Genomic DNA, 24633 nt, shown 5'->3' with positions numbered 1-24633 from the left:
ACGCGCGTAATCAATAAAAATTTACGGACGTAAACGCAATGTCGATCAGCGACGCGGAAGCCGTGGTCATGGAGGTGCTGTGGGAGCGGCACCCGCTCAGCGCCGAGGAGGTGTTTGCCGCCTTGTCCGGCCATGGCGGCTGGGCCGAACCCACGGTCAAGACGCTGCTCAACCGCTTGCTCAACAAGGGCGCGATCCGCGCCGACAAACAAGGCCGCCGCTATCTGTACACGCCCCTGCTGCAGCGCGCGCAGTGGGTGCAGCAACAGAGCGAAGGCCTGCTCGACCGCCTGTTCGGCGGCCGTATCGCGCCGCTGGTGGCGCACTTCAGCGAACGCGGCAAGCTCAGCGATGCCGATATCGCCGAACTCAAACGACTGATCCAGGAGCTGGACGATGAGCATTGACGGGATCGTGAGGGACCTCGGGACTACCGCGCTGGTCGTCAGCGTGGCCATCGTGGCGGTGCTTGCGTTGCGCGTGCCGATGCGGCGCGCGTTCGGTGCCGGCATCGCCTACGCGCTATGGATCGCGGTGCCGTTGGCGCTGCTGGCGGCCCTGTTGCCGAGCGGCTGGCGTCCAGCGTTGCCGGCGGGCTTGGCGCTGGACATGCCGGCGATGCTGGTCGGCGTGCCACGGGCGCAGATGTCGGTGGGCGACGGCGTGTCGGCGAGCGGACATGCCATGGTCTGGTTGCTGTCGTTGTGGCTGGCCGGAGCGCTGGCCTCGGCGGCCGTGCTGTGGCGGCAGCAGCGCCGCTACCGGCGCAGCCTGGGGCGCTTGCGCCCGGGCGAGGACGGCGTGCTGGTCGCCGAGCATGCGCTGCATGGGCCGCTGGTGCTGGGTGCGTGGCGGCCGCAGGTGGTGGTGCCGATGGACTTCGCCACGCGCTACCCGCCGCCGCAGGCGCAACTGGTGCTGGCGCACGAACGCATGCACATCGCCCGCGGCGACACCCGCAGCAATCTGCTGCTCGCCGCGCTGCGCTGCCTGTACTGGTTCAATCCGCTGCTGCACTGGGCCGCCACGCGCTTCCGCCTGGATCAGGAACTGGCCTGCGATGCCGCGGTGCTGGCACGCCATCCCGGCACGCGCCGGCACTACGCCGAAGCGATGCTGCAGACCCAGTTGGACGCGCTGGCCTTGCCGGTGGGCTGCCATTGGCAGGCGGGCAGCGTCCTGTGCCAGCGCATTGCGCTGCTGCGGCGTCCGGCGGTGCGCGGCTGGCGGCGTCGTCTGGGCATCGCGGCGGTGACGCTGGCCGCGGTGAGCGGAAGTGCGATGGCACTGGCGTTGCCAACTGGAACAGGCGCCACGGGTGTGGCACGCGATCTGGTCGCCAGCGAGGTGGATGGCACGTCGGCACGACCGGCGCAGCAGGCATCGGTGGTCGCCGCCCGGGCCGGAACGCGGCCCGCCAAGGTGATCGACATGCCGCCCCCGAAATACCCGGATGAAGCGGTGCGTGCCGGCGTCTCCGGCAAGCTGGTCCTGCTGGTCGACGTGGACGCGCACGGAACGCCGAGCGGCGTGCGCGTACTGGATCATGGCAGCGGTAGCGCAGTGTTGGATGCTGCCGCGGTCACCGCGGCCTGGAAGTGGCGCTTTTCGCCGGCGACTACGCACGGACGCGCTGTGGCCAGCCGCCTGAAGATTCCGGTCGCGTTCGATGTGGAAATGGATCCGGTGGATGCGCCGGCTGGCGTCGCCGATGCTGCGAACTACCGCTGGTATCGCCTGGGCGAGGATGCCGGCGACACCTTGGCGAGCTTGTGCGACAAGGTGTTCCCCGGCAAGGGCGGCGCCGCGCCGCTGTGCGGCATGGCGCGGACCGTGCGATGAGTGCGCACTGGCGGGCCGGCATGCTGCTGGCGCTGGTCCTTTCCGGCTGCGCCAGCCACATGCCGAAAGAGGCGCCGCCACCGACCCAGCGCATCGACTCGGTGGATCAGCGCATGCTGGAAACAGGATTCGGCGCGGCGCCGGGTGCGGCGGCGGTGCAGTCGTATCGGATGCAGCCGCAGGAGGTGTTCCGCATGCCGCAACCGCTGCAGGCGCCGACGCCGCAGCTGCCGGCCGATTCGCCGCGCCGCACGCTGGCCCCGACCACGGTCTGCGTGCGGGTGATCCTGTCCGCGCAAGGCGCGGTGGAGCGCAGCGTCCTGTTGAACGATCGCCCGGACTGCAGCGCGGGCGCGCAGCCGGAGATGGCCGATCTGCTGCAGGCGGTACAGGACGCGGTCGCGCAGTGGCGCTTCGTGCCGGCGGCGATCTGTACCTACGCCGAGCCGGCGCAGCGGCCGACGCAGGACGGGCGCTGCGACGATGCGCAGTCGGTGCAGGAGGTGCCGGTGACGCTGGCCTACGCGTTCACCTTCGAGGTCCAGCAGGGCAAGGCCAGCGTGCAGTCGGGGCGCGTCAGCGGCGCGCGTTGAGCGCTGCGAGCGGCATGTCCGGCATCCATCGTCCTACAGCATCTCCGGCTTGAACAGGCGCCGCCGCGAGATCTCCGGGCCGGACAGCATGAAGCGGCCGTCGCCCCGGTAGTGCAGGGTGCGCGGCCGCTTGGGCGAGGCGGCGACATGTGCCTTGACCACCTCCCACACGAACAGGCCGTGCTTGCCGATCTGGCTGCCGTCGTGCAGGCGGCATTCGAAGCTGGCGTAGCACTCGGCGATCAGCGGCGCCGCCACGTGCGTGGCGGGCACCGCGGTGAGGCCGAAGTGCGCGAACTTGTCCAGGTCCGCACCGCTGGTGTTGCCGATGCCGACCACGGTGTCGACCAGGTCGGCGGTGGGCAGGTTGATCACGCATTGCTTGCTGCGCCGGATCAGGTCGAAGCTGTGGTTGGCGCTGGAAATGCAGCAGGCCAGCAGCGAGGGCGAGAACTCCAGCACCATGTGCCAGCCCAGGGTCATGACGTCGCGCTGCTGCTTCCAGGTCGAACTGACCAGCACCACCGGGCCCGGCTCGAGGAAGCGGCGCACGTCCTGCGTGGGGAAGTCGAGCTTGCGGTAGCGGCGCATGCGAGGTCTGCCGTGGCGGGGACTTCAGTCTCGCCGGCTCCGGTGAACGCGCTGTCGGCGTCAGTCCAGCCGATGCACCGCGTCGGCGATGCGCGCCACTTCCTCGGCCTGGTGGCTGACGTAGAGCATCGGCAGGCGCACTTCGTCCCGCACGCGCTGCAGGTAGGGGATCAGGTCGCTGCGGCGGTCCGCGTCCAGCGCCGACAACGGTTCGTCGAACAGCAGCAGCGACGGCTGCGACAGCAGCGCGCGGCCGATCGCCACGCGCTGCGCTTCGCCGCCGGAAAGCGTGTCGGGGCGCCGCTCCAGCAGAGCGCCGATGCCGAGCAGCTCGACCACCGCATCCAGCGCGAAGCGCGCCGGCCGGCCGCGGCCGTGACGGCCGTAGCCGAGGTTGCGGCGCACGTCCATGTGCGGGAACAGGCGCGCGTCCTGGAACACGTAGCCGATGCCGCGGCGATGCGCCGGCAGATCGATGCCGGTCGCGCTGTCGTACAGCGTCCGGCCATCGATGGCGATGCGCCCGCTGCGTGGCGGCAGCACGCCGGCGATGGCGTTGAGCAGGCTGGTCTTGCCGGCGCCGGACGGGCCGACCAGGGCGACCACGCGCGCCTGTTCCTCGATGCGCACGTGGCGGGCGAAGCGCCCGCGCTGCAGCTGCAGGTCGATGCTCAGCATCGGTGCAGGCTCCCAGTGCAAGCGCGGCTCATGCATCCGCCTCCGCGCCGCGCTGGCGCCGGACCAGCCATTCGGAGGCCAGCAGGGCGCCCAGCGAGATCGCCAGCGCCACTGCCGCCAGCCGCCAGATGCCGGCCTCGGCACCGGGCACCTGCAGCAGGCTGTAGATCGCCGAGGCCAGGGTCTGGGTCTGTCCGGGGATATTGGAGACAAAGGTGATGGTGGCGCCGAACTCGCCCAGCGCCTTGGCGAAGCCGAGCACGCCGCCGGCGACAACGCCCGGCCACGCCAGCGGCAGGGTGATGGTGAAGAACACCCGCCATGGGCCGGCGCCCAGCGTGGCGGCCGCCGCTTCCAGGCGACGGTCGGTGGACTCCAATGCCAGGCGGATCGCCCGCACCATCAACGGGAAGCCCATCACCGCGCTGGCCAGCGCCGCGCCGGTCCAGCGGAACGCGAACTGCACGCCGAGATGTTCGAACAGCCAGCCGCCGATCGGGCCCTGCAGGCCGAACAGCTGCAGCAGCGCATAGCCGGTGACGATCGGCGGCATCACCAGTGGCAGGTGCAGCAGCGCGTCCAGCAACGATTTGCCGAAGAAGCGGCGCCGCGCCAGCAGCCAGCCGCAGGCCACCGCGAACGGCAGGCTGGCCAGCGCCGCGACCAGTGCGACCTTGACGCTCAGCACGATCGCGGTCAGTTCCTGCGCGGTGAAGTCGAACAATGCCAGGCCTCAGCGGGCGAGCGAGAAGCCGTGGCGACGGAAGATCGCCTGTGCCGGCGGCGTGCCCAGCCAGCGCACGAACTCGGCGGCGGCCTTGGCGTGTGCGCTCGCCCGCAGCGGGGCCACCGGATACACGATCGACGGGTGGCTGTCGGCCGGGAAGGTCGCCACCACCCGCACCTTCGGTTCGGCCTGGGCATCGGATCCGTAGACGATGCCCAGCGGGGCCTCGCCGCGCGCCACCAGCATCAGCGCGCTGCGCACGCTCTCGCTTTCGGCCAGGCGCGGCTGCACGGCGTCCCACTGGCCCAGCGCCTGCAGTGCGGCGCGCGCGTACTTGCCGGCCGGCACGCTGGCGGTCTGGCCGACCGCCAGGCGCCCCTGCGCACCGAGCGCGGCAAGCAGCGCGCCCGGTGTGCGCAGGTCGACCTGCGCCGTAGTGGCGGCCGGCGCCACCAGCACCAGCGTGTTGCCGAGCAGGTCGCGGCGCAGTGCCGGATCGATCAACTTGCGCTGCTGCAGGTAGTCCATCCATTCCTGGTCGGCCGACACGAACACGTCCGCCGGCGCGCCCTGTTCCACCTGCCGGGCCAGCGTGGAGCTGGCGGCATAGGACACCTGCACCGGGGTGCCGTGAGCGCGCTGGTAGGCGCTGGCGGCCTCGTCCAGCGATTCCTTGAGGCTGGCGGCGGCGAACACGGTCAGCGGCGTCTGCGCCGAGACCGGCGCGATCGCGGTGGCGACGATCAAGGTGCACAGGCACAGCAGGCGGTGCAGCGGTCGGGTCATGGGTCACTCCAGCGGGGGCGGGGGAGGCGATGCGGCAGTGCGCGGCGGCGCGTGCGAGTACGGTCGCGCAGCGCTGCCGCAGATCCGCATCCTAGCGCGCCGGCGGCGCGCCGCCTGCTCACGCCGCTGGTGGCGCCAGGTCGTCGGTGCGGCCGGCCTGGATGTTGGCGCGCACCGACGGCTGCATCAGCCGCGGCTCGGCCAGCGTCGCATCGCGCGCCTGGCGCAGGGCCACGAAGGCCGCTTCGTCGATGCCGTCGCGCACGTGGATGTTGCTGCGGCGCTGTTCGCCGATGCTGGTCTGGCAGGCGACCGCGCGGCCGCCGGCGCCGTAGTCGTGGCACACGAACACGCGCGTCGCTTCCGGCAGCGCGTACAGCCGCTGGATCGAACGGTACAGCGTGGCCGCGTCGCCGCCGGGAAAATCGCAGCGCGCGGTGCCACTGTCGGGCATGAACAGCGAATCGCCCGGGAACAGCGCATCGCCGATCAGGTAGGCGACGCTGTCGCCGGTGTGGCCGGGCACGGCGATCACCTGCGCCTGCACGCTGCCGATCGCGAAACGCTCGCCATCGGCGAACAGGTGATCGAAGCCGCAGCGCGCCTGCGCGTCCGCGTCCAGACCGAACTGCGGCGCGAAACGGGCGCGCACCTCGCGGATGCCGTCGCCGATCGCCAGCGTCGCCTGCGGCCAGCGCTGCTTGAACCACTGTGCGGCCGAGACATGATCGGCGTGGGCATGGGTCTCGAGGATCCAGCGCAGGTGCAGGCCGCGCGCGTCCAGGCACGCGGCCAGCGCCTGCGCCGGCGCGTCGTCCAGTGCGCCGGTCTGCGGGTCGTAGCCGACCACCGGGTCGATCACCGCGGCGTCCTGGCCATCCTCGACCACGTAGCTCCAGGTGCCGGAAGCGGCGTGGTGGAAGGCGTGGACGTGCGGATGCTGGCTCATCGATCGCTCCTGGTGGCGGCAGGTGGCGCGGCGCTGCAGTAGATGCCGTGCAACACCTCGAGGATGCGCTGCACCGGGCCGGGCACCAGCGAATAATAGATGGTCTGGCCGTCGCGGCGGGTCTGCACCAGTCCATCCTCGCGCAGCAGCGCCAGATGTTGCGACAGCGCCGACTGGCTCAACTCCACACGTGCGTTGAGTTCACCGACCGATTGTTCGCTGTCCACCAGCAGACACAACAGCAGCAGCCGCTTCTCGTTGCCGAGCGCCTTCAGCAGGCGCGCCGCCTCGCTGGCGTGCGCGCGCATCGCGGCAGGGTCCAGGGCGGGCGCGGCGCGGCGCGGCATGGGCTCAGAAATCGACCGGGCCACCGGCCGCGGTCCAGCCCAGGAAGCCGCCGGTGAGCGAGCGCACCGCGGTGTAACCCAGGTGCTGCAGGCTCAGCGCCGCCAGGGTGGAGCGGCCGCCGCTGGCGCAGTACAGCAGGATCGGCTGGTCGCGTCGGGCCAGCGCCGGATCGGCATCGAGGCGGAATTCGAGGATGCCGCGCGGGATGTTGATCGCGTTGGGCAGGTGGCCCATGGCGAACTCGCCGGGTTCGCGCACGTCGATGATCCATTCGCCGGGCAGTGGCGTGGCGGCGGCATCGGTGTGGACAGGGGTTTCGTGGATCTGCGCGCGTGCGCGGTCGACCAGGGTTTGAGCGGAGGAGGCGGGCATTGGGGGTGCTCGGCGGGAAAGTGCGTCCATCATATCAGTTGACTCTAATATAAGAAAATTCTAATTTATCTTGCGGCCAGCCTCGGGCGGCCACGCCTGCCCCGTCGCGGCGGGTGCCCACCGACGGCGCGGATGCGTCCTTTCTTCTGGAGTTCGATCATGCGTGTGCTTCGTTGGCCGATTCGGGTTGCCGGGAGTGGCGGACGGCTGCGCGGGACGGTTGCGCCCGCCGTTGCGCCGGCCCGCGTCAGCAGTCGTGCGATCGGCGCGCTCGCGTCGCTGGCGATGCTGACGCTCGCCGGCTGTCGCCACGACGCCGCCACGGTCGCGCCGCCGCCGTTGCCGCAGCTGGCCACCGCGCCGGTGGAGTCCGAGGCGATGGCGCCGCGCTCCTGGGACGGTGTGGTGGCCGCGGTGGAATACGCCGATCTGAGCGCGCAGACCGGCGGCCGCGTGCGCAGCGTCGCAGTGGACGTGGGCGACCGGGTCGCCGCCGGCCAGGTACTGCTGCAACTCAGCGCAGTGGAACAGCGCGCCGGCGTGGTCAGCGCACAGGCGCAAGTGCGCGCCGCGACGGCCAGCGCCGACGAGGCCGAGGCCAGCTATCGCCGCTACGCGTCCCTGGCCGGGGCGCAGTACGTCTCGCGCGCGCAACTGGATCAGGCTCGCGCCACCCGCGATGCGGCGCACGCCGCACGCGCTGCCGCCGCCGCGCAGCTGGCGCAGGCGCAGCAGCCGGCCGCCTACACCGTGGTGCGCGCGCCGTTTGCGGGCGTCATCAGTGCACGCCGGGTGCAGCCGGGCGAGGCGGTGGCGGCCGGGCAGGCTTTGCTGTCGCTGTTCGTGCCCGGCGCGCAGCGCATCGAAGTGCAGGTGCCGCAGTCGGATGCGGAGGCGATTCGCGCCGCGCCGCGCGCGCAGGTGCGGTTGGACGATGGGCGTACCCTGCAGGTCCCGCAGGTGACGGTGTTTCCCACCGCCGATCCGCGCAGCCACAGCGTGACGGTGCGGCTGCCGCTGCCGGCGCTGCAGCCGGCCCCGGCACCCGGCACCACGGCCAAGGTCGGTTTTCCGCTGGCGGCCGGCGATGCCGCGGCGGCGATGCCGTTGAGCATTCCGCTGTCGGCGCTGCTGCAACGGGGCGAACTCAGCGCGGCCTATGTGCTGGCCGACGGTCGGCTCAGCCTGCGGCAGCTGCGGATCGGGCAGCGCGATGCGCAGCGGGTGGAAGTGCTGGCCGGACTGCGCGCGGGCGAGCGGGTGGTGCGCGATCCGGTCGCCGCCGGGCAGGCGCTGGCCGCGCAGCGGCGCGCGCTGGCGGAGCGTTGAGATGGCTGCCCGTTTCGGGATGTCCGGCCGGCTGGCGGCGTTCTTCCAGGCCAATCCGCTGACGCCGCTGCTGGCCCTGCTCGGCCTGCTGCTCGGCGTGGCCGCGGTGGCGATCACCCCACGCGAGGAAGAGCCGCAGATCGACGTGACCATGGCCAATGTGTTCGTGTCGCTGCCGGGCGCCGATGCGCGCGAGGTCGAACACCTGCTGAGCACGCCGCTTGAACAGAAGCTCGACGAGATCGAGGGCATCAAGCACGTGTACTCGGTGAGCCGCCCCGGACAGGCGGTGTTGACCGTCGAATTCCAGGTCGGGGTGCCGCGGCAGACCGCGCTGGTGCGCCTGTACAACCAGGTGTATTCCAATCTGGACGTGCTGCCGACGCAGATGGGTGCCAGCGCGCCGCTGGTCAAGCCCAAGGGCATCGACGACGTGCCGGTGATGAGCGTGACCCTGTGGAGCGACGATCCGCAGCGCAGCGCCGCCGACCTGGGCGCGATCGCGCGCACGCTGGAAGCCGAACTCAAGCGCCTTCCCGACACGCGCGACATCTACAGCATCGGCGCGCCGCCGCGGGTGGTCACGGTGACGCTGGATCCGGCGCGACTGGCCGCCTACGACCTCACCGTGGCCGATCTCGGCCAGGCGCTGCAGGGGGCGAACGTGGTGCGCCCGCTCGGCGACCGCATCGGCGGCGGCCGTGCGGTGCCGCTCAGTGCCGGGCGGTTCCTGGCCGATGCCGACGCCGTGCGCGAGCTGGTGATCGGCGTGCACGACGGCCGGCCGCTGCAGTTGCGCGATGTGGCACAGATCCAGGCCGGTGCCGACCTGCCTACGGCCTACGTGTGGTACGGCGCGCCGCCCGCGCATGGTGGCCCGGCGCAGGGGCGCGCGCCGGCGGTGACCCTGGCCATCGCCAAGAAGCCGGGCAGCGACGCCTCGGCGCTTACCCGGACGGTGAGCGCGCGCCTGCAGGCCTTGCGCGGCGAACTGCTGCCGCAGGGCGTGCATGCGGAGGTCACCCGCGACTACGGCGCCAGCGCGGCGGCCAAGGCCGCCAAGCTGATCCACAAACTGGTGTTCGCCACCGCCTCGGTGGTGCTGCTGGTGCTGTTCGCGCTGGGCTGGCGCGAGGCCATCGTGGTCGGCAGCGCGGTGGTGCTGACCCTGGCGCTGACGCTGTTCGCCTCGTGGGCGATGGGCTTCACCCTCAATCGCGTGTCGCTGTTCGCGCTGATCTTCTCCATCGGCATCCTGGTCGACGATGCCATCGTGGTGGTGGAGAACATCCACCGCCATCTGCGCGCCGGCGGCAAGACCTTGCGCGAGGCGATCCCGCCCGCGGTGGACGAGGTCGGCGGCCCGACCATCCTCGCCACCTTCACCGTGATCGCGGCGCTGATGCCGATGGCCTTCGTCAGCGGCCTGATGGGGCCGTACATGCGGCCGATCCCGATCAACGCCTCGGTCGGCATGCTGCTGTCGCTGGCGATCGCGCTGGTGGTGACGCCGTGGCTGGCGCTGAAGCTGCTGAAGCGCCATGTGCCGGTACGCACCGCGCAGGCAGAAACCGGTGGCGATGCGCCGCCGCGCCTGCAGCGCCTGTTCGCGCGCTTGCTGCACCCGTTCCTGGATCCGGCCCGCGGCGCGCGCCGGCGCGGCTGGCTGTTCGCCGGCATCGCGGCGCTGCTGCTGGCCGCGGTGGGCCTGGTCGGACTGCAATGGGTGGTGCTGAAGATGCTGCCGTTCGACGATAAGTCGGAACTGCAGATCGTGGTCGACCTGCCCGAGGGCAGCACCCTGCAGGACACCGATGCGTTGCTGGTGGACCTGGCCGGGGTGCTCGACCGCACGCCCGAGGTGCACGACTACCAGGGCTATGCCGGTACTTCGGCGCCGGTCAACTTCAATGGCCTGGTGCGGCAGTACTTCCTGCGCAGCGGCAACAACGTCGGCGACCTGCAGGTGAACCTGGTCGACAGACACCAGCGCACGCGCCACAGCCATGCCATCGCCCGCGCGCTGCGTCCGCCGCTGGCGGCGATCGCACGCCGGCATGGGGCGTCGCTGAAGGTGGTGGAGGTGCCGCCGGGGCCGCCGGTGCTGTCACCGCTGGTGGCCGAGGTGTACGGGCCGGACTATCCGCGCAGCCGCCAGCTCGCCCTGGCGCTGGAGCGGCGCTTCCTGCGCACGCCGAACGTGGTCGATGTCGACACCAGCGTGGAGAGTGCGGCCACCCGCGAAACGCTGGTGGTCGACCGCGTGCGCGCCGCGCGTCTGGGCGTGAGCCAGGCGTCCATCGCCGATGCCCTGACCACGGCGGTACAGGGTCTGGACGTCACCTGGCTGCACGATGGCATCTCCAAGGTGGCACAGCCGATACGGCTGCGCCTGCCGGGCGCCGCGCAGGCCGCCAGCGCACGCCTGCTGGCGCTGCGCGTGCGCGGCGGCGATGGGCAACTGCTGCCGCTGTCGGAACTGGTCGCGGTGCAGCGCCTGCCCTGGGACGACAGCATCGCGCACAAGGACCTGCGGCCGGTGGTGTACGTCACCGGCGACGAAGCCGGGCGCCTGGACAGCCCGCTGTACGGCATGTTCGACCTGGTCGGGCAACTGCGCCGGCAGCCGCTCGATGGGCAGACGCTGCAGCAGCATTTCATCGCACCGCCGACCGACACCGCCGACTTCGCGGTGAAGTGGGACGGGGAATGGCAGATCACCTACGAGACCTTCCGCGACATGGGCATCGCCTACGCGGTGGGCCTGTTGCTGATCTATCTGCTGGTGGTGGCGCAGTTCCGCAGCTATCTGCTGCCGCTGGTGATCATGGCGCCGATTCCGCTGACGGTGATCGGGGTGATGCCGGGCCATGCGCTGCTCGGCGCGCAGTTCACCGCGACCAGCATGATCGGCATGATCGCCCTGGCCGGCATCATCGTGCGCAATTCGATCCTGCTGGTGGACTTCATCCGTCATGCCCTGGCGCAGGGGCGCAGCGCCGAACAGGCGGTGATCGAGGCCTGTGCGGTGCGCGCCCCGCCGATCGTGCTGACCGGCCTGGCGGCGATGCTGGGTGCGCTGTTCATCCTCGACGATCCGATCTTCAACGGCCTGGCGGTGGCGCTGCTGTTCGGCATCCTGGTCAGCACGGCGCTGACTCTGCTGGTCATTCCGTTGCTGTACTACCCGTTGGCACGGCGCGAAGCGGCTGCGTGAGCACGACGCTGCGTCCACACGCCGTTACCGGTGCCGGCGTAGAGTCGAAATCCCTTTGATCGAAGTGGAGTTTCCACGATGCCCATCGGCGATCCGATCCGCGTCACCCTGGAGCAGGACACGGACTTCGCGTTCCGCATTCGCTTCGACGAAACCGCGCTGGAGCCCTGGCTGAGCGACGAAACCGCGCCGCTGGGCCAGGAGCGCGGCCCCAATCCCACGCGCATCCTGCTGGCCGGCATCGCCAATTGCCTGGCGGCGAGCCTGCTGTTCGCGATGCGCAAGTACAAGAACGATCCGGCCGGTGTGGTCGCGCACATCACCGCCACGCCGATGCGCAACCCGGAAGGGTTCTGGCGCATTCCGCAGGCGTCGGTGGAACTGCAACTGCCCGGCGCCAACCAGGACTACGCGCAACTGGAGCGGATCCTGGCCCAGTTCGAGCAGTTCTGCGTGGTCACCCAGAGCGTGCGCCAGGGCATCGACGTGCAGGTCACGGTCAAGGATGCGCAGGGCACCGTGCTGCTCGGCGACAAGAGCATCGAGGCCGGGGCATGACCACGCCGCTGCATGTCGCCTGCCCGCACTGCGCCGCGCTCAACCGGGTGCCGGACGCGAAACTGGCGGACGCGCCGCAATGCGGACGCTGCCATCGCGGCTTGTTCGACGCCACACCGGTCACGCTGACCGCCGAGACGTTTGCCGCGCATGCCGAGCGCAGCGACCTGCCGTTGCTGGTGGACGTCTGGGCGCCGTGGTGCGGCCCGTGCCGGACCATGGCCCCGCACTTCGCGGCCGCGGCCGCGCACCTCGAGCCGCGGCTGCGCCTGGGCAAGCTGGACAGCGACGCGCAGCCGGCGTTGGCCGGGCGCTTCGGCATCCGCAGCATCCCGACGCTGCTTCTGCTGCGGCAAGGCCGCGAACTCGGCCGACACAGCGGCGCCATCGGCACCGCCGAGATCGTGCGCTGGACGCGCGCGCAGTTGGGTGTGGCGTAATTGCTTTTGTAGGAGCGGCTTCAGCCGCGATGGGGCTTTCCTGGGAACGCCCTGTCGCCGCTGAAGCCGCTCCTACGATCCGCAACAGGCTTACTTGCCCAGCGCGGCGTTCAAGGTTGCCGCCAGATCGGCACCGGCCTGGCGCAACTGCGCCTCGGCGACCGGGCGCCAGGTCGTCACGTAATCGGCCGGCAGCGTGGCGCCGGGCGGATAGAAGCCCGGACGCAGCATGATCTTGCAGGAAGCCTCGGCCCACGCCGCGGCCGGCGGCGGCAGCGCGCTGCTCGCCGGCGAGGGCGCCGGCAACGGCTGCTTCTCCAGCTCGGCCAGGTACGCCTGTTCGTCCAGCCCGCGGCTGCGCAGCAGGCCGCTGTCCCACAGCGAGTGCAGATTGCTGCCCTTGCCCTCGAACTGGATCTGCACGGTGTTGGCGCCCTTGTCGCGGGCGTAGCCGGCATGCAGCGGCTGTTGCACGTCGCCGGCGAAATGCACGACGAACTTCAGCGCCTGCGCACGCGCGGCCTGCGGCTGGCTGCGGTCGGCGAGGATTGCGGCCTGGCGGCGCAGCGCTTCGACCGCGCAGTTGCCGTCCGGACAGTCGCGGGTCTGCTCGTAGTGGCAGTCGTTCTCGGCCAGGTTGACGTAATGCCAGCGCGCGCTGCGCTTGCCCAGGTCGGGGTCGTGTTCGCGGAGCTGGTCGGCCCAGTTGGCGACGCCGGCCAGGGTCGGGTCGGGTTCGCCCTGCAGCAGGGTACGGACCTGCGCGCGGGCTTGCGGGGTGAGTTGGGTGTCGGCGAGATCGGCGACCAGGCGGTGGCCCAGCGGGCCCCAGGCGAAGGCGGCGGACGGCGCCGCGGCAAGGGCCGCGGCGAGCGCGGTGCAAACGAAGGGAGAGATTTTCATGCGCCGATTCTAGCCGGCGCCGACGACGCGGCCATGACGCGCGCCGGGTCTGTTGCGTTGCCGCTCAGCACGACGGACGCCCGTGCCAAGCGGCGTCGCCGACCGCGCCGAGCCGCGTCCGTGGACGCGGCCCGGCCGCCGGCTCAGAAATACATCAGGTAGGCGACGCCGTAGGTGACCGGATCGAGCTTGGCCTTGCCGAGCGTGCCGCCGTCCACCTCCACGTCGCTGCGCATGCCAATCCAGCGCGCATCCACGCGGATCGCGCTGCGTTCGCCGACCGCGAAATCCACGCCGGCATGCAGCGCCGGGCCGACGCTGTCCTTGAACTTGACGTCGTCGGACGAAAACGCGCCCTTGCCGTCGCTGCCGAGGAAGGCGGTGTAGTTGAGGCCGGCGCCGACGAACGGGGAGATGTCGCCGTTGCCGTTGAAGTGGTACTGCAGCGAGATGGTGGGCGAGAGCATCCAGGCGCTGCCGATGTCGCCACCGCGGTCCACGCCGATCTTCTGCTGGCCGACCAGGCCCTGGATCTCCATGCCGAGGTTGCCGCGGAAGAAGTACTCGTACGTGAACGACACGGCCGGCGCGACGTCGGCTTCGAAGCGCTGGTCGCTGCCGCGCAGCGTGCCGTTGGACGACCCCGGCACCATGCCGTGCAGGCCGTAGCTGGTGGTGAAGTGGCCGGCCGACTGCGCCGCGGCGGGCAGCGCGATGCTGGCGAAGGCGACGACGGCGAGGCGACGGAACAGGCGTGGCGGCATGGGAGACCCCGGTGGACGACGAGTGGGCGGATGCGAACCCCGTGTCGGCCCGAAGGGCGCCGATCCACATCCGTGTGGCGCGTAGTCTGCCAGAGAAGCGCCGCGGACGCGCTGCGCTCCGGGGCTGCCGCTTGCACGGCATGCGGCGTCGGCCTGGGCCGCCGCGCGCGATGGCGCCGCTGCGACGCACGGCGCCGATCCTGCTGCCACCGGCGCCGCAGGTCGCAGCGGCGCCGGTGCCTGTCTCAGAACTTCATCACGTAGGCCAGGCCGTACACCAGCGGATCGATGTGCGCGGTGCCCAGGTCGCTGCCGTTGACCTTGACCTTGCTGTCGATGTCGATCCAGCGCATGTCCACGCGCAGCGCCGATTTCTCGGTGAGCGCGATGTCCACGCCGGCGTGCGCGGCCAGGCCCCAGGAGTCGTCCAGCTTGAGCTTGCTGCCGGCCAGCGCGCCGGTGGTCTTCTCGCTGAAGAAGGTGGTGTAGTTGAGGCCGGCGCCGACGAACGGCGAGACCTTGCCGGCGCTGTTGAAGTGGTACTGCAGCGACACCACCGGCGGCAGGTGCTTGGTGCTGCCGACCTTGCCCACGCCCTTGACGCTGATGTCGTGCTCGAATGGCAGCGCCGCCAGCACTTCCACGCCCAGGTCCTGGTGCACGAAGTACTCGAAGGTCACCGTCGGGCGGACATTGCTGTCGATGCGCAGCGGCAGGGTGCCGCCGGCCAGCGTGCCGTTGTCGGACTTCGGATTGACCTGGTGGGCGCCGATGCCGAGGGTCCAGTCGCCTTGCGACTGCGCCAGCGCCGGCAGGGCGCACAGGATCAGGGCGGCGGCCAGGCCGGTGAGCAGGAGGGGGGAGGTGGTGCGCATGGTGGAGTCTCGGTTGGGTGTGGCCGCAGTGTCCGGCGCGCGCCGCCGCGCCGCCTTGATCCTGATCAAACCGGCGTGTCCGGCGTGGCGCGGCCGGCCTGCTAGAATGCGGTTCCCCTTCCATCCGCCGCGCCAGACGCGGCCGCAGGAGCTACTGAAATGGCAATCAAGGTCGGCATCAACGGTTTCGGTCGCATCGGGCGCAACGTGCTGCGCTCGGCGGTGCAGAATTTCGGCAGCGACATCGAGATCGTCGCCATCAACGACCTGCTGGAGCCGGATTATCTGGCCTACATGCTGCAGTACGACTCCGTGCACGGCCGCTTCCAGGCGGAGGTGTCGGTCGACGGCAACCACCTGCTGGTCAACGGCAAGAAGATCCGCCTGACCCAGGAGCGCGATCCGGCGGCGCTGAAGTGGGGCGAGGTCGGCGTGGACGTGGTGATCGAGTCCACCGGCCTGTTCCTGACCAAGGACACCGCGCAAAAGCACCTGGACGCCGGCGCCAAGAAGGTGATCCTGTCGGCGCCGTCGAAGGACGACACGCCGATGTTCGTGTACGGCGTCAACGACAGCACCTACGCCGGCCAGGCCATCGTCTCCAACGCCAGTTGCACCACCAACTGCCTGGCGCCGCTGGCCAAGGTGATCAACGACAAGTGGGGCATCAAGCGCGGCCTGATGACCACCGTGCACGCGGCCACCGCCACGCAGAAGACCGTGGACGGCCCGAGCAACAAGGATTGGCGCGGCGGCCGCGGCATCCTGGAGAACATCATTCCGTCCAGCACTGGCGCGGCCAAGGCGGTCGGCGTGGTGATCCCGGAATTGAACAAGAAGCTCACCGGCATGAGCTTCCGCGTGCCGACCTCGGACGTGTCGGTGGTCGACCTGACCGTGGAACTGGAAAAGCCGGCCACCTACGCCGAGATCTGCGCCGAAGTGAAGGCGCAGAGCGAAGGCGCACTGAAGGGCATCCTCGGCTACACCGAAGACAAGGTGGTGGCGACCGATTTCCGCGGCGACGCGCGCACCTCGATCTTCGATGCCGATGCCGGCATCGCCCTGGACGGCACCTTCGTCAAGCTGGTGTCCTGGTACGACAACGAGTGGGGCTATTCCAACAAGTGCCTGGAGATGGTCAAGGTGGTGGCGAAGTAAGCCGCGGTCATGTGGTGGCGTTCGGGTTGGCCTGCGCCGCCGTCATCGAGATCGAGGTAACGAAAAAGGAGCGCGTGAGCGCTCCTCTTTCGTTGCGGCAGGCCGCTGGATCTGCCGCGGCGCGCTGGATGCCGCAGGCAGTTACAGCGCGTCGCGCGACTGGTTGCTTTCGGACTGCCGATAGTCGGTGACGACGCCATTGGCATCGAATTCCACTTCCAGATCGTAGGACTTGACGTTGCGCGCGCCGACGCCGTGATCCTGGGCTTCGTTGACCGCCTGGCCGGTGTAGTAACCGGGCAGCATGCGCTTCAGTACGGTGGTTGCCGTCCCGCGGATCTTTTCGCCGTGCGACTCGCCCGGCCGGTAGGTCCACGACTTTTCGTAACCGCCTTCCTTTCCGGATGTTCTGTAAACGTGCTTGGGCTCGCCATAGATCGCGCGCACCTGTTCCTTGGTGGTCTTGCCGATGACGATGTTCTTCTTCACCGCATCGGGGGTGTAGAGCTCCGGATTGTCGACCTTTTCGGCCAGGGCGGGAGCGGCGAAGGACGCGGCCAGCATGGCCGAGATCAGCAGGGTGCGAAAGGGTTTCATGGTCATGTCCGTTTACCTGGGAAGGGGCGTCTGCAATCCAGAATGCACCGGCCGCGTCAAGGCGATGTGCCGGTCCGGCATCAGCGCGGCGCAGCGAGCTTAGGCATGGCGAAATGACGTCGTCAATACAGCGCGCAGCGGCATTCAGGCAGCGACGACGCCCCTGTCGGCAAGGCGGATGGCGGGATCGCGAGCGCGATGCGGCGTGCAGCTGCGCGCGCAGCGGATCACGGAGCGCGCGCTGCTCCGTGATCCGCTGCCGCTTTTTGCGCAGGGCGCCGTTGCGTTGTGGGCGGGCTACAGGGCCTGCAGGATCAGCGAGTGCCAGCCGGTGCGGTAGGTTTCGTAGCCGGGCGAGGCGGCATGCCCGATGCAGTGCGGCCGGCCGTCGAGGTCGATCAGCACGGCGCCGCGCGGCTGCTTGAACAAGGCGTCGCGGCCGTCGAAGTCGATCCGGTCCTGCAGCATGCGCCCGGCCGAGTCGGCCAGCACCTGGCCCTGCGCGTCGACGATGCAGACCCGGCTGCGGCCCCACTCGGATTCGGACAGCGGCGTGCGCTGCACGATCGTCTGCGCCAGCGCGTCCCAGCGGAACACGATGCCCAGCACGCCCAGCACGCGGCCATCGATGCGGCCGCCCTCGCGGACCGTACACGCGTACACCAGGACCCGCTCGCCGTCGGCCAGCGCACTGGCGTGCACGCCCTGGAAGCTGAAGTCCTCGCCGCTGCGGGTGCGCATGGCCTGCTCGAACCACGGCTGCGCGGAGACGTCGCTGCCGACCGAGGCGAACTGCCGCGGCCGGCCGTTGGCGCGGATGCGGCCATCGCTGCCGGCCAGGATCAAGTCGAAGTAGACCGTGTACGAATCCAGGATCTGGCCCATGCGCCGCGACGCGTAGGCCAGCGCCTCGGCGTCGCTGTCGGTGCGCGCCGCCGCCACGACCGCGGCGTCGGTGGCCCACCAGCGCACGTCGCAACTGCGCTCGTAGAGGTTGCGGTCGATCAGGTCGATGTTGCTCAAGGCCAGTTCGCTGAGCCGCGTGCGGCGCACGTCGTCCTGCAGCCGGCTCAGCGTCTGCCGCATCTCCGCGCTGGTGCGCGCGGCGACCTTGTCCAGGTCCTGGGTGGCCTCGGCCACGCGCCGCGACAGCCCGTCCATTTCCTGCGCGATGACGCTGAAGCCGCGTCCGGCGGCACCGATGCGCGCCGATTCGATGCGCGCGTTCATCGAGATCATGTGGGTGGTGCGGTTGATCGCGTCGATGCCCTGCAAGGAGCGGCGCAGTTGGCCGAGCAGTTGGTCGGACAGGCCGACGACGGCGCGGATATGGTCATCGATCCCCGTTTCGGCGGGGTGGGCGGGTAGGTTCATTCATGCTGCCGGAGGGGTGGGAGGGAACAGCAGACGGACGACGCGGTAAGGGGTGTAGCGGCCGTCGATTCATCGACTTGAGGGTGGTGTGAAGACCGTTCGTCGGAACGCCGAGGCTTGCCCTGCCTGGGTTGCGGCCTCGTCTGTGGGCCGATGTCGGTCCCGAACTCGTCTACCATCTGCGCCAGGTCCGGCGCCGCCGGGCACCTGGTGCGCGTCAGACGCGCCGTGCCACCGCCGTGGAGATGCGAGTCGAATGGAGATGTTGGTCGTGCTGGTGGTGTTGGCGGTGCTGGCGATGCCGGTGCTGTTGATCGTGGCCCTGGTCGGGCAGTCGCGCCTGCGCCAGCGGCTCGCCGCGCTCGAGGCGAAGGTCGCGCGGATGGCGGCCGCCCCGGTGGCGCCTGCGACGGCCTGGGCCGGTCCTGCGGCTGCGGCGGGGGAACCGGAATCCGCCGTCGACGCCGGGACGCAGGCCGAGGACGTGCCGATCGCGGCGTCGCCCGAGCCCGCGCGTCCGCCCCTCGTCGTGGAGGACGCGGGCGCGCCGCCGCCGTTGCCGCCGCCCTTGCCGATGCCGCAGCACGCCGACGATTTCGCGACGCTGGCCGCCGCGGTCGAGCGCGCCGAGCAGCAACAGGCGCAAGCGCAGGCGCGTGCCGCCGCGGCGGCCGCGATCGCCGCGCCGCACCGGCCCGACCCGATCGAGCGGTTGGTGAGCGGGGTCAAACGCTGGTTCACCGAGGGCAACGTGCCGGTGAAGATCGGCATGCTGGTGCTGCTGGCCGGCGTCGCCGCGCTGCTCAAGTACGCCGGCGACCAGGGCTGGCTGCGCATGCCGATCCAACTGCGCTACGCCGGCATCGCCGCCGCGTCGCTGGCGGGCCTGGCCTTCGGCTGGCGCCAGCGCGCGCGCAAGCGCAGCTTCGCGCTGGCCCTGCAGGGCGGGGCGATCGGCGTGTTGCTGCTGACCGTGTTCGCCGCGTTCAAGCTGTCCGGGCTGATCCCGGCGGGCGCGGCGCTGGCGCTGAGCATCGCCCTGGTCGCGGGCATGTGCGTGCTGGCGGTGGCGCAGGAATCGCGCACCCTGGCGGTGCTGGGCACGCTGGCCGGCTTCCTCGCGCCGCTGTGGCTGTCCACCGGCAGCGGCAACCACGTGGCGCTGTTCTCCTACTACGCGCTGCTCAACGCGGCGGTGTTCGCGATCGCCTGGTACCGGCCGTGGCGGGTGCTGAACCTGCTCGGGTTCGGTTTCACCTTCGGCATCGGCACGCTGTGGGGCGTGTTGCAGTACCGGCCGGAGAAGTTCGCCAGCACCGAGCCGTTCCTGCTGCTGTTCTTCGCCTTCTACCTGCTGATCCCGATCCTGTACGCGCGGCGCCAGCAGGCCGCGCGCAGCGCGCTGATCGACGGCAGCCTGCTGTTCGGCACACCGCTGATCGCGTTCTCGCTGCAGGCCGGGCTGTTGCGCGGCGAGCGCCTGCCGCTGGCCTTGTGCGCGCTGGGCCTGGCGGCGCTCTATGCGCTGCTGGCCGCGGCGCTGATCCGGCGCGCGCGCTTCGCCCTGCTGGGGCAGGCGTATGCGGTGCTGGCGGTGGGCTTCGCCACGTTGGCGGTGCCGCTGGCGCTGTCGGCGCGCGCGACCGCCAGCGTGTTCGCGCTGGAGGGGGCGGCGCTGGTGTGGCTGGGCCTGCGCCAGCGGCGCTGGCTGCCGCAGCTCAGCGGCGCCGGGCTGCAACTGGCGGCCGCGTTGGGCTTCACCCTGGGCCTGGATGCGGCGGTGCAGGACAGCCAGGCCGTGGCCAATGCCACCTGCATGAGCGCGCTGCTGCTGGCCCTGGCCGGCTTCGCCAGCGCCTGGTGCTATCGCCGCGAGCGTGCCGCCATGCCCGCGCTGGGCTACTACCTGTGGGGGCTGGCCTGGTGGTGCGGGATCGGCGTCGCCGAGATCCTGCGCTTCGTCGACGCCGACGCGCGGCCCGACGTGTTGCTGGCCTGGGCGGCGGTCAGCGGCTGGCTCGCGGCCGAAGCGCAGCGGCGCTGGCCGGCGCCGGCGCTGGCCGCGACCACGTTGGGCGGCCTGGCGCTGGCGTTGCCGCTGGCGGCCTGGCAGGCCGATGCGCACGGGCAACCGTTCGCCGGGCACGGCGCCTGGGCCTGGGCGCTGTTCGCGGTGCTCGGCGTGCGCAGCCTGCTGTGCCTGCGCGACAGCGGGGGCGGCGTGGCGCGCGCGGCGCAGTTCGTGTGGTGGCTGGTGTGGCCCACCGTGGTCGGGCTGCTGTGCACCTGGATCGCGCTGCACAGCGACCTCGCCGCCGGCTGGCGCTGGATGCTGTTGCTGGCGCCCTGGTTGCTGGCGACGGCGCTGTCGCTGTGGCGCTGGAACTGGCTGGCGGCGCCGCTGGGCACGGCCTTCGCGCCGTGCCGCAGCGCGCTGCAGAGCACCTACTTCGGGCTGCTGACGGTGGCCTGGCTGTACAGCCTGAGCCTGCCCGGCAGCAGCGCGCCGTTGCCCTGGGTGCCGCTGCTCAATCCGCTGGAACTGAGCCAGTTGGCGCTGCTGGTCCTGGGCGTACGCTGGACCCGCAGCCCCGAACTGCCGGCGCTGCTGCGCCCATGGCGCACGCATCTGCTGGCCACTGCCGGCTTCCTGTGGATCACCAGCGTCACTCTGCATGCGGTGCACTATTGGGCGGCGGTGCCGTGGCCCGGCGTGCTCGGCGATGGCGTGGCGCAGACCAGCCTGACCGTGGTCTGGAGCGTGCTGGGCGTGCTCGGCTGGGTGCTGGGCTCGCGACGCGGCCAGCGCGGCCTGTGGCTGGCCGGCGCGGTGTTGATGGCGGTGGTGCTGGGCAAGCTGTTGCTGGTGGACCGCGGCAACCTCGGCAACGTCGCCGGCATCGCCTCGTTCATCGCCTACGGGCTGTTGTGTACGGTGGTCGGCTATCTGGCGCCGGCACCGCCGCGCGCCGCCGAACCGGCCGAGGAGGCCATTCCATGATCCGACGTGCGCTGTTTCCGTTGTTGCTGGCCGGGTTGCCGCTGTGCGCGTTCGCCGCCAGCCAGCGCGACGACTACGCCCAGCAGTGGCCGCTGACCCTGCAGGACGCCGCTGCCGGCGCCTATCGCGTGCAACTCGACGATGCGGTCTACCGCAGCGCGCAGCGCGCCTCGCTGGGCGACGTGGAGGTGTTCAACGCCGCGGGCGACCCGTTGCCGGCGGCGCTGTTCGCCGCCGAGCAGGCCGAGACCGCGCCGCGCCGGCAGCCGTTGCCGTGGTTTCCGTTGCCTGCCGCGCGCGACGGGCGCGCCGCGGACCTGGAGTTGATCGCCGAACGCGACCGCGACGGCAGCGTGCGCCGCATCCAGACCCGTGTGGCGGGCGGCGGTCCCGACGCAGGCGTTGCGGGCTGGCTGGTCGATGCCAGCGCACTGCACGCGCCACTGCGTGCGCTGTCGCTGCAATGGGCCGCCGCTGCGCAGCCACAGCAGGCCCGCTACCGCGTCGAGGGCAGCGACGACCTGCGCGAGTGGGAGGTGGTGGTGGACGAGGCGACCCTGGTCGACCTCAGCAACCAGGGGCACCGCCTGCAGCAACTGCGCATTCCCATCGGACGCGAGGTGCGCTACCTGCGCCTGCTGCCGCTGGCCGGCGCCAGCGCACCGCCGCTGACCGGGGTGGAGGCCGAACTGGCGCCGGCACCGGTCGCCGCCGACTGGCATTGGCAGCAACTGGACGCGGCGAGCAGCGATCCCGCGCAGCACAGCTATGCGTTCGTGTCGCCGGGGCGCTATCCGGTGACGCGCATCGATATCGCCCTGCCCGGCAACAACGCCATCGAATGGCGCGTGCAGAGCCGCGACAGCGCCGAGGCGCCATGGCAGGACCGCGCCGGTCCGTGGCTGGCCTATCAGGTCGGCGGCGGCAGCCGTTCGCCGCCGCAGGCGCTGACCGCGCCGGTGCGCGACCGCTACTGGCGGCTGCTGGCGGCGCAGGATCCGGGCCGGCAGCGGCCGGCGCTGCGCCTGGGCTACCAGCCGGAGACGCTGGTGTTCCTGGCGCAGGGCGCGCCGCCCTATGCGCTGGCCGCCGGCAGTGCGCGCACCCAGCGTGCGCCGGCGCCGCTGGCCGCCGCACTGCAGGCCCTGCATACCCAGCGCGGGCCGCAATGGGCGCCGGCCACCGCCAGCCTCGGCGCGGCGCAACCCCTGGCCGGGGCCGCGGCGTTGCAGGCACCACCACCGCCGCGCGACTGGAAGACCTGGCTGCTGTGGGCGCTGCTGATCGGCGGCGCGCTGCTGGTGGTCGGTTTCGCGCTGAGCCTGCTGCGCAAACCCGGCGCCGCCGACGGCGCGGGCTGACCCGCGGGCAGGCGAGCGCGCGCACGCTGCGCCGTGCGTGCGCCAGCGCACCGATTTGCCGCTGTGCGGCCGACGCCGGACAATGGCGGTTTCGCCGCCGCGCGGCGATCGGCCGGCGCGCCTGCACCTGGCGTTCCGCCGCCGACGTCGACACTGCACCGATGGCGCGGTTTTCCCTTTGCAACCCCACGAAAGCGAGCAATCACATGTCCATCCTGCGAATGACCGATCTCGACCTGTCCGGCAAGCGCGTGCTGATCCGGCAAGACCTGAATGTGCCGATCGACAATGGCCTGATCACCTCCGAGCAGCGCATCCTGGCCTCGGTACCGACGCTCAAGCACGCGCTGGCGCAGGGCGCGGCGGTGATGGTGACCTCGCACCTGGGCCGGCCCAAGGAAGGCGTGTGGACCCAGGAGGATTCGCTGGAGCCGGTGGCCATCCGCCTGGCTGCGCTGCTCGGCGTGGACGTGCCGCTGATCCGCGACTGGGTCGATGGCGTGGACGTGCAGCCGGGGCAGATCGTGCTGCTGGAGAACTGCCGCATGAACGTCGGCGAGGGCAAGGACGACGAGGCGCTGGCGAAGAAGTACGCGGCGCTGTGCGACGTGTTCGTGATGGACGCCTTCGGCACCGCGCACCGCGCGCAGGCCTCCACCCATGGCGTGATCAGGTTCGCCCCGGTCGCCGCCGGCGGCCCGCTGCTGATGGCGGAGCTGGACGCGCTGGCCAAGGCGCTGGAGCAACCGGCCAAGCCGCTGCTGGCGATCGTCGCCGGCAGCAAGGTCTCGACCAAGCTGGAGCTGCTGTCCAACCTGGTGGACAAGGTCGACCAGTTGATCGTCGGCGGTGGCATCGCCAACACCTTCATCGCCGCGGCCGGGCACGCGGTGGGCAAGTCGCTGTGCGAGCCGGACCTGCTGGAGACCGCGCGCAAGATCGTCGCCGACGCCAACGCGCGCGGCGCGGCGATCCCGCTGCCCAGCGACGTGGTGGTGGCCAAGCAGTTCATGCCCGACGCCGAGGCCACGGTGAAGGCGGTCACCGATGTCGCCGACGACGACCTGATCCTGGACATCGGCCCGCAGACCGCCGCGCACTACGCCGAGCTGATCGCCAAGGCCGGCACCGTGGTCTGGAACGGCCCGGTCGGCGTGTTCGAGTTCGACGCCTTCGGCAAGGGCACCGAGACCCTGGCGCGGGCGATCGCCGCCTCGTCGGCGTTCTCCATCGCCGGCGGTGGCGACACCCTGGCCGCGGTCGACAAGTACGGCATCGCCGAGCAGGTCAGCTACATCTCCACCGGCGGCGGCGCGTTCCTGGAGTTCCTGGAAGGCAAGACCCTGCCGGCGGTGGCCGCGCTGCAGGCGCGCGGCGCGTGAGCGCCGCCGACGTCCTGTTCTTCGACCTGGACGGCACCCTGGTCGATTCGGAGGCCGGCATCGTCGGCAGCCTGCGCCATGCCTTCGCCGAACTGGGCCAGCCGTTGCCGACCCCGGCGCAGTTGCGCGCCTGGATCGGCCCGCCGCTGCGCGACAGCTTCCAGCAGCACTTCGGCGACGATGCTGCGCTGGTGGAGCAGGCCTTGACGCTGTACCGCAGCCGCTACGACAGCCACGGCTGGCGCGAGCACACGGTGTTCCCGGACATCGGCGCGGCGGTGGAGGCGATTGCCGCGGCGGGCCACCGCCTGGCGGTGGTGACCTCGAAGAACGAGCGCTTCGCACGGCGCATCGTCGAACAGTTGCCGTTCGGCGGTCGCTTCGAGGAGATCGTCGGCGCCAGCGACGACGGCGCGCGCCGGGCCAAGCCGGACCTGATCGCCGAGGCGCTGCGGCGGCTCGCGGTGGTGCCGGCGCAATGCCGCATGATCGGCGACCGGCGCATGGACATCGACGGTGCGCGCCACCACGGCATGCGCAGCATCGGTGTGCTGTGGGGCTTCGGCGATGCCGAGGAACTGCGCCAGGCCGGCGCCGATGTGCTGGCGCAGACGCCGACGCAGTTGCCGGCGCTGGTCGCGGCCTGAATGGGTACGTGCGCCGGTGCATCCGGCGCACAGGGTCCTGGCCGCGCACGGCGTGTGGCCTGATGTCATCTCGTCCAGGTGGCGCCCGCGGGCCGGCGCCGGTTGGCGCGGCATGACCACATACTGTCCCGCATTGTC

General features: G+C 71.1%; 24 protein-coding genes. 12 read left to right on the top strand and 12 right to left on the bottom strand.

Annotated elements, in window-relative coordinates:
* Positions 1-38 precede the first annotated feature (38 nt).
* The 3 genes from PG878_RS15530 to PG878_RS15520 are packed head-to-tail and all read left to right on the top strand — an operon-like array spanning position 39 to position 2435.
* Positions 39-407: a BlaI/MecI/CopY family transcriptional regulator gene (locus PG878_RS15530; RefSeq protein ID WP_010340889.1), complete on the top strand. Its 369-nt coding sequence runs from the start codon at positions 39-41 to the stop codon at positions 405-407.
* A complete protein-coding gene (locus PG878_RS15525) occupies positions 397-1842 on the top strand; it encodes a TonB family protein (protein ID WP_209030939.1) in 1446 nt (481 codons plus the stop codon). The genes PG878_RS15530 and PG878_RS15525 overlap by 11 nt, the downstream gene beginning before the upstream one ends.
* Positions 1839-2435, top strand: a complete 597-nt coding sequence (locus PG878_RS15520) for a hypothetical protein (RefSeq protein ID WP_209030940.1) — start codon at positions 1839-1841, stop codon at positions 2433-2435. Before PG878_RS15525 ends, PG878_RS15520 begins: the two co-directional genes overlap by 4 nt.
* A 33-nt stretch (positions 2436-2468) precedes the next feature.
* Here PG878_RS15520 and PG878_RS15515 read toward each other — a convergent pair whose 3' ends face one another.
* The 7 genes from PG878_RS15515 to PG878_RS15485 form a co-directional block, all read right to left on the bottom strand.
* On the bottom strand, positions 2469-3026 hold the full coding sequence (locus PG878_RS15515) for a flavin reductase family protein (RefSeq protein WP_209030941.1): 558 nt from the start codon (positions 3024-3026) through the stop codon (positions 2469-2471).
* 60 nt (positions 3027-3086) lie between these two features.
* Positions 3087-3704, bottom strand: coding sequence for a molybdenum ABC transporter ATP-binding protein (locus PG878_RS15510; protein WP_209030943.1), 618 nt, complete (start codon positions 3702-3704; stop codon positions 3087-3089).
* A 28-nt stretch (positions 3705-3732) separates the two neighbouring features.
* Positions 3733-4428, bottom strand: coding sequence for a molybdate ABC transporter permease subunit (gene modB / locus PG878_RS15505; RefSeq protein ID WP_209030945.1), 696 nt, complete (start codon positions 4426-4428; stop codon positions 3733-3735).
* Between the two features lie 9 nt (positions 4429-4437).
* Positions 4438-5217, bottom strand: a complete 780-nt coding sequence (gene modA, locus PG878_RS15500; RefSeq protein WP_209030947.1) for a molybdate ABC transporter substrate-binding protein — start codon at positions 5215-5217, stop codon at positions 4438-4440.
* Positions 5218-5335: 118 nt separating this feature from the next.
* Positions 5336-6166 carry an MBL fold metallo-hydrolase gene (locus PG878_RS15495; protein WP_209030948.1) on the bottom strand — a complete coding sequence of 277 codons (831 nt, stop codon included), beginning with the start codon at positions 6164-6166 and terminating at the stop codon, positions 5336-5338.
* Complete coding sequence (locus PG878_RS15490; RefSeq protein ID WP_184447052.1) at positions 6163-6513, bottom strand: ArsR/SmtB family transcription factor; 351 nt, start codon at positions 6511-6513, stop codon at positions 6163-6165. Before PG878_RS15490 ends, PG878_RS15495 begins: the two co-directional genes overlap by 4 nt.
* Before the next feature lie 4 nt (positions 6514-6517).
* Entirely contained in the window at positions 6518-6886 is a 369-nt protein-coding gene (locus tag PG878_RS15485) for a rhodanese-like domain-containing protein (protein ID WP_209030949.1), read from the bottom strand.
* Between the two features lie 285 nt (positions 6887-7171).
* Between PG878_RS15485 and PG878_RS15480 the strand changes: the two genes are divergently transcribed.
* The 4 genes from PG878_RS15480 to trxC all read left to right on the top strand — a co-directional run bounded on the left by PG878_RS15480 (position 7172) and on the right by trxC (position 12430).
* Positions 7172-8215, top strand: coding sequence for an efflux RND transporter periplasmic adaptor subunit (locus tag PG878_RS15480; RefSeq protein ID WP_209030950.1), 1044 nt, complete (start codon positions 7172-7174; stop codon positions 8213-8215).
* 1 nt (position 8216) lies between these two features.
* Positions 8217-11432 carry an efflux RND transporter permease subunit gene (locus tag PG878_RS15475; RefSeq protein ID WP_209030951.1) on the top strand — a complete coding sequence of 1072 codons (3216 nt, stop codon included), beginning with the start codon at positions 8217-8219 and terminating at the stop codon, positions 11430-11432.
* A gap of 78 nt (positions 11433-11510) precedes the next feature.
* A complete protein-coding gene (locus PG878_RS15470) occupies positions 11511-11990 on the top strand; it encodes an OsmC family protein (RefSeq protein ID WP_019801935.1) in 480 nt (159 codons plus the stop codon).
* A complete protein-coding gene (gene trxC, locus PG878_RS15465) occupies positions 11987-12430 on the top strand; it encodes a thioredoxin TrxC (protein ID WP_209030952.1) in 444 nt (147 codons plus the stop codon). The genes PG878_RS15470 and trxC overlap by 4 nt, the downstream gene beginning before the upstream one ends.
* Positions 12431-12520: 90 nt before the next feature.
* Here trxC and PG878_RS15460 read toward each other — a convergent pair whose 3' ends face one another.
* The 3 genes from PG878_RS15460 to PG878_RS15450 all read right to left on the bottom strand — a co-directional run bounded on the left by PG878_RS15460 (position 12521) and on the right by PG878_RS15450 (position 14972).
* Positions 12521-13333, bottom strand: coding sequence for a S1/P1 nuclease (locus PG878_RS15460; protein ID WP_209030953.1), 813 nt, complete (start codon positions 13331-13333; stop codon positions 12521-12523).
* A gap of 143 nt (positions 13334-13476) precedes the next feature.
* Positions 13477-14097: an OmpW/AlkL family protein gene (locus PG878_RS15455; protein WP_209030955.1), complete on the bottom strand. Its 621-nt coding sequence runs from the start codon at positions 14095-14097 to the stop codon at positions 13477-13479.
* Positions 14098-14342: 245 nt separating this feature from the next.
* Positions 14343-14972: an OmpW/AlkL family protein gene (locus PG878_RS15450; RefSeq protein ID WP_209030957.1), complete on the bottom strand. Its 630-nt coding sequence runs from the start codon at positions 14970-14972 to the stop codon at positions 14343-14345.
* A 159-nt stretch (positions 14973-15131) separates the two neighbouring features.
* Here PG878_RS15450 and gap point away from each other — a divergent pair, with 159 nt between their 5' ends.
* Positions 15132-16133: a type I glyceraldehyde-3-phosphate dehydrogenase gene (gene gap / locus PG878_RS15445; protein ID WP_209030958.1), complete on the top strand. Its 1002-nt coding sequence runs from the start codon at positions 15132-15134 to the stop codon at positions 16131-16133.
* Positions 16134-16274: 141 nt separating this feature from the next.
* Here the strand turns inward: gap and PG878_RS15440 are convergent, their stop codons facing one another.
* Together PG878_RS15440 and PG878_RS15435 are read right to left on the bottom strand one after the other, a co-directional pair.
* Positions 16275-16736, bottom strand: coding sequence for a hypothetical protein (locus PG878_RS15440; RefSeq protein WP_209030959.1), 462 nt, complete (start codon positions 16734-16736; stop codon positions 16275-16277).
* 291 nt (positions 16737-17027) lie between these two features.
* The gene (locus PG878_RS15435) at positions 17028-18104 is read right to left on the bottom strand and encodes a methyl-accepting chemotaxis protein (protein ID WP_209030960.1); all 1077 of its coding nucleotides are present in this window, start codon (positions 18102-18104) and stop codon (positions 17028-17030) included.
* A gap of 256 nt (positions 18105-18360) precedes the next feature.
* On the opposite strand from PG878_RS15435, the gene PG878_RS15430 reads away from it, so the two are divergent.
* The 4 genes from PG878_RS15430 to PG878_RS15415 all read left to right on the top strand — a co-directional run bounded on the left by PG878_RS15430 (position 18361) and on the right by PG878_RS15415 (position 24495).
* Positions 18361-21105, top strand: a complete 2745-nt coding sequence (locus PG878_RS15430) for a DUF2339 domain-containing protein (protein ID WP_209030961.1) — start codon at positions 18361-18363, stop codon at positions 21103-21105.
* Positions 21102-22466 carry a DUF3999 domain-containing protein gene (locus PG878_RS15425; protein ID WP_209030962.1) on the top strand — a complete coding sequence of 455 codons (1365 nt, stop codon included), beginning with the start codon at positions 21102-21104 and terminating at the stop codon, positions 22464-22466. Before PG878_RS15430 ends, PG878_RS15425 begins: the two co-directional genes overlap by 4 nt.
* A gap of 206 nt (positions 22467-22672) precedes the next feature.
* Positions 22673-23848 (top strand): phosphoglycerate kinase, encoded by a 1176-nt coding sequence (locus PG878_RS15420; RefSeq protein WP_209030963.1) that lies wholly within the window; start codon positions 22673-22675, stop codon positions 23846-23848.
* Positions 23845-24495: an HAD-IA family hydrolase gene (locus tag PG878_RS15415; RefSeq protein WP_209030964.1), complete on the top strand. Its 651-nt coding sequence runs from the start codon at positions 23845-23847 to the stop codon at positions 24493-24495. Before PG878_RS15420 ends, PG878_RS15415 begins: the two co-directional genes overlap by 4 nt.
* Positions 24496-24633 lie beyond the last annotated feature (138 nt).

Source organism: Xanthomonas hawaiiensis (genome assembly GCF_031834635.1).
Lineage (GTDB): Bacteria > Pseudomonadota > Gammaproteobacteria > Xanthomonadales > Xanthomonadaceae > Xanthomonas_A > Xanthomonas_A sacchari.
This window is presented reverse-complemented; position numbering and strand designations above follow the sequence as displayed.

What these genes read in the sequence shown, in the direction of transcription:
- PG878_RS15420 (WP_209030963.1), top strand. Translation starts at nt 22,673, where the DNA reads ATGTCCATCCTGCGAATGACCGATCTCGACCTGTCCGGCAAGCGCGTG.
- PG878_RS15510 (WP_209030943.1), bottom strand. Translation starts at nt 3,704, where the DNA reads ATGCTGAGCATCGACCTGCAGCTGCAGCGCGGGCGCTTCGCCCGCCAC.
- gap (WP_209030958.1), top strand. Translation starts at nt 15,132, where the DNA reads ATGGCAATCAAGGTCGGCATCAACGGTTTCGGTCGCATCGGGCGCAAC.
- PG878_RS15520 (WP_209030940.1), top strand. Translation starts at nt 1,839, where the DNA reads ATGAGTGCGCACTGGCGGGCCGGCATGCTGCTGGCGCTGGTCCTTTCC.
- PG878_RS15470 (WP_019801935.1), top strand. Translation starts at nt 11,511, where the DNA reads ATGCCCATCGGCGATCCGATCCGCGTCACCCTGGAGCAGGACACGGAC.
- PG878_RS15525 (WP_209030939.1), top strand. Translation starts at nt 397, where the DNA reads ATGAGCATTGACGGGATCGTGAGGGACCTCGGGACTACCGCGCTGGTC.
- PG878_RS15495 (WP_209030948.1), bottom strand. Translation starts at nt 6,166, where the DNA reads ATGAGCCAGCATCCGCACGTCCACGCCTTCCACCACGCCGCTTCCGGC.
- modA (WP_209030947.1), bottom strand. Translation starts at nt 5,217, where the DNA reads ATGACCCGACCGCTGCACCGCCTGCTGTGCCTGTGCACCTTGATCGTC.
- PG878_RS15530 (WP_010340889.1), top strand. Translation starts at nt 39, where the DNA reads ATGTCGATCAGCGACGCGGAAGCCGTGGTCATGGAGGTGCTGTGGGAG.
- PG878_RS15475 (WP_209030951.1), top strand. Translation starts at nt 8,217, where the DNA reads ATGGCTGCCCGTTTCGGGATGTCCGGCCGGCTGGCGGCGTTCTTCCAG.
- PG878_RS15430 (WP_209030961.1), top strand. Translation starts at nt 18,361, where the DNA reads ATGGAGATGTTGGTCGTGCTGGTGGTGTTGGCGGTGCTGGCGATGCCG.
- PG878_RS15515 (WP_209030941.1), bottom strand. Translation starts at nt 3,026, where the DNA reads ATGCGCCGCTACCGCAAGCTCGACTTCCCCACGCAGGACGTGCGCCGC.
- PG878_RS15450 (WP_209030957.1), bottom strand. Translation starts at nt 14,972, where the DNA reads ATGCGCACCACCTCCCCCCTCCTGCTCACCGGCCTGGCCGCCGCCCTG.
- PG878_RS15440 (WP_209030959.1), bottom strand. Translation starts at nt 16,736, where the DNA reads ATGACCATGAAACCCTTTCGCACCCTGCTGATCTCGGCCATGCTGGCC.
- PG878_RS15425 (WP_209030962.1), top strand. Translation starts at nt 21,102, where the DNA reads ATGATCCGACGTGCGCTGTTTCCGTTGTTGCTGGCCGGGTTGCCGCTG.
- PG878_RS15480 (WP_209030950.1), top strand. Translation starts at nt 7,172, where the DNA reads ATGCTGACGCTCGCCGGCTGTCGCCACGACGCCGCCACGGTCGCGCCG.
- PG878_RS15490 (WP_184447052.1), bottom strand. Translation starts at nt 6,513, where the DNA reads ATGCCGCGCCGCGCCGCGCCCGCCCTGGACCCTGCCGCGATGCGCGCG.
- PG878_RS15485 (WP_209030949.1), bottom strand. Translation starts at nt 6,886, where the DNA reads ATGCCCGCCTCCTCCGCTCAAACCCTGGTCGACCGCGCACGCGCGCAG.
- trxC (WP_209030952.1), top strand. Translation starts at nt 11,987, where the DNA reads ATGACCACGCCGCTGCATGTCGCCTGCCCGCACTGCGCCGCGCTCAAC.
- PG878_RS15460 (WP_209030953.1), bottom strand. Translation starts at nt 13,333, where the DNA reads ATGAAAATCTCTCCCTTCGTTTGCACCGCGCTCGCCGCGGCCCTTGCC.
- PG878_RS15455 (WP_209030955.1), bottom strand. Translation starts at nt 14,097, where the DNA reads ATGCCGCCACGCCTGTTCCGTCGCCTCGCCGTCGTCGCCTTCGCCAGC.
- PG878_RS15435 (WP_209030960.1), bottom strand. Translation starts at nt 18,104, where the DNA reads ATGAACCTACCCGCCCACCCCGCCGAAACGGGGATCGATGACCATATC.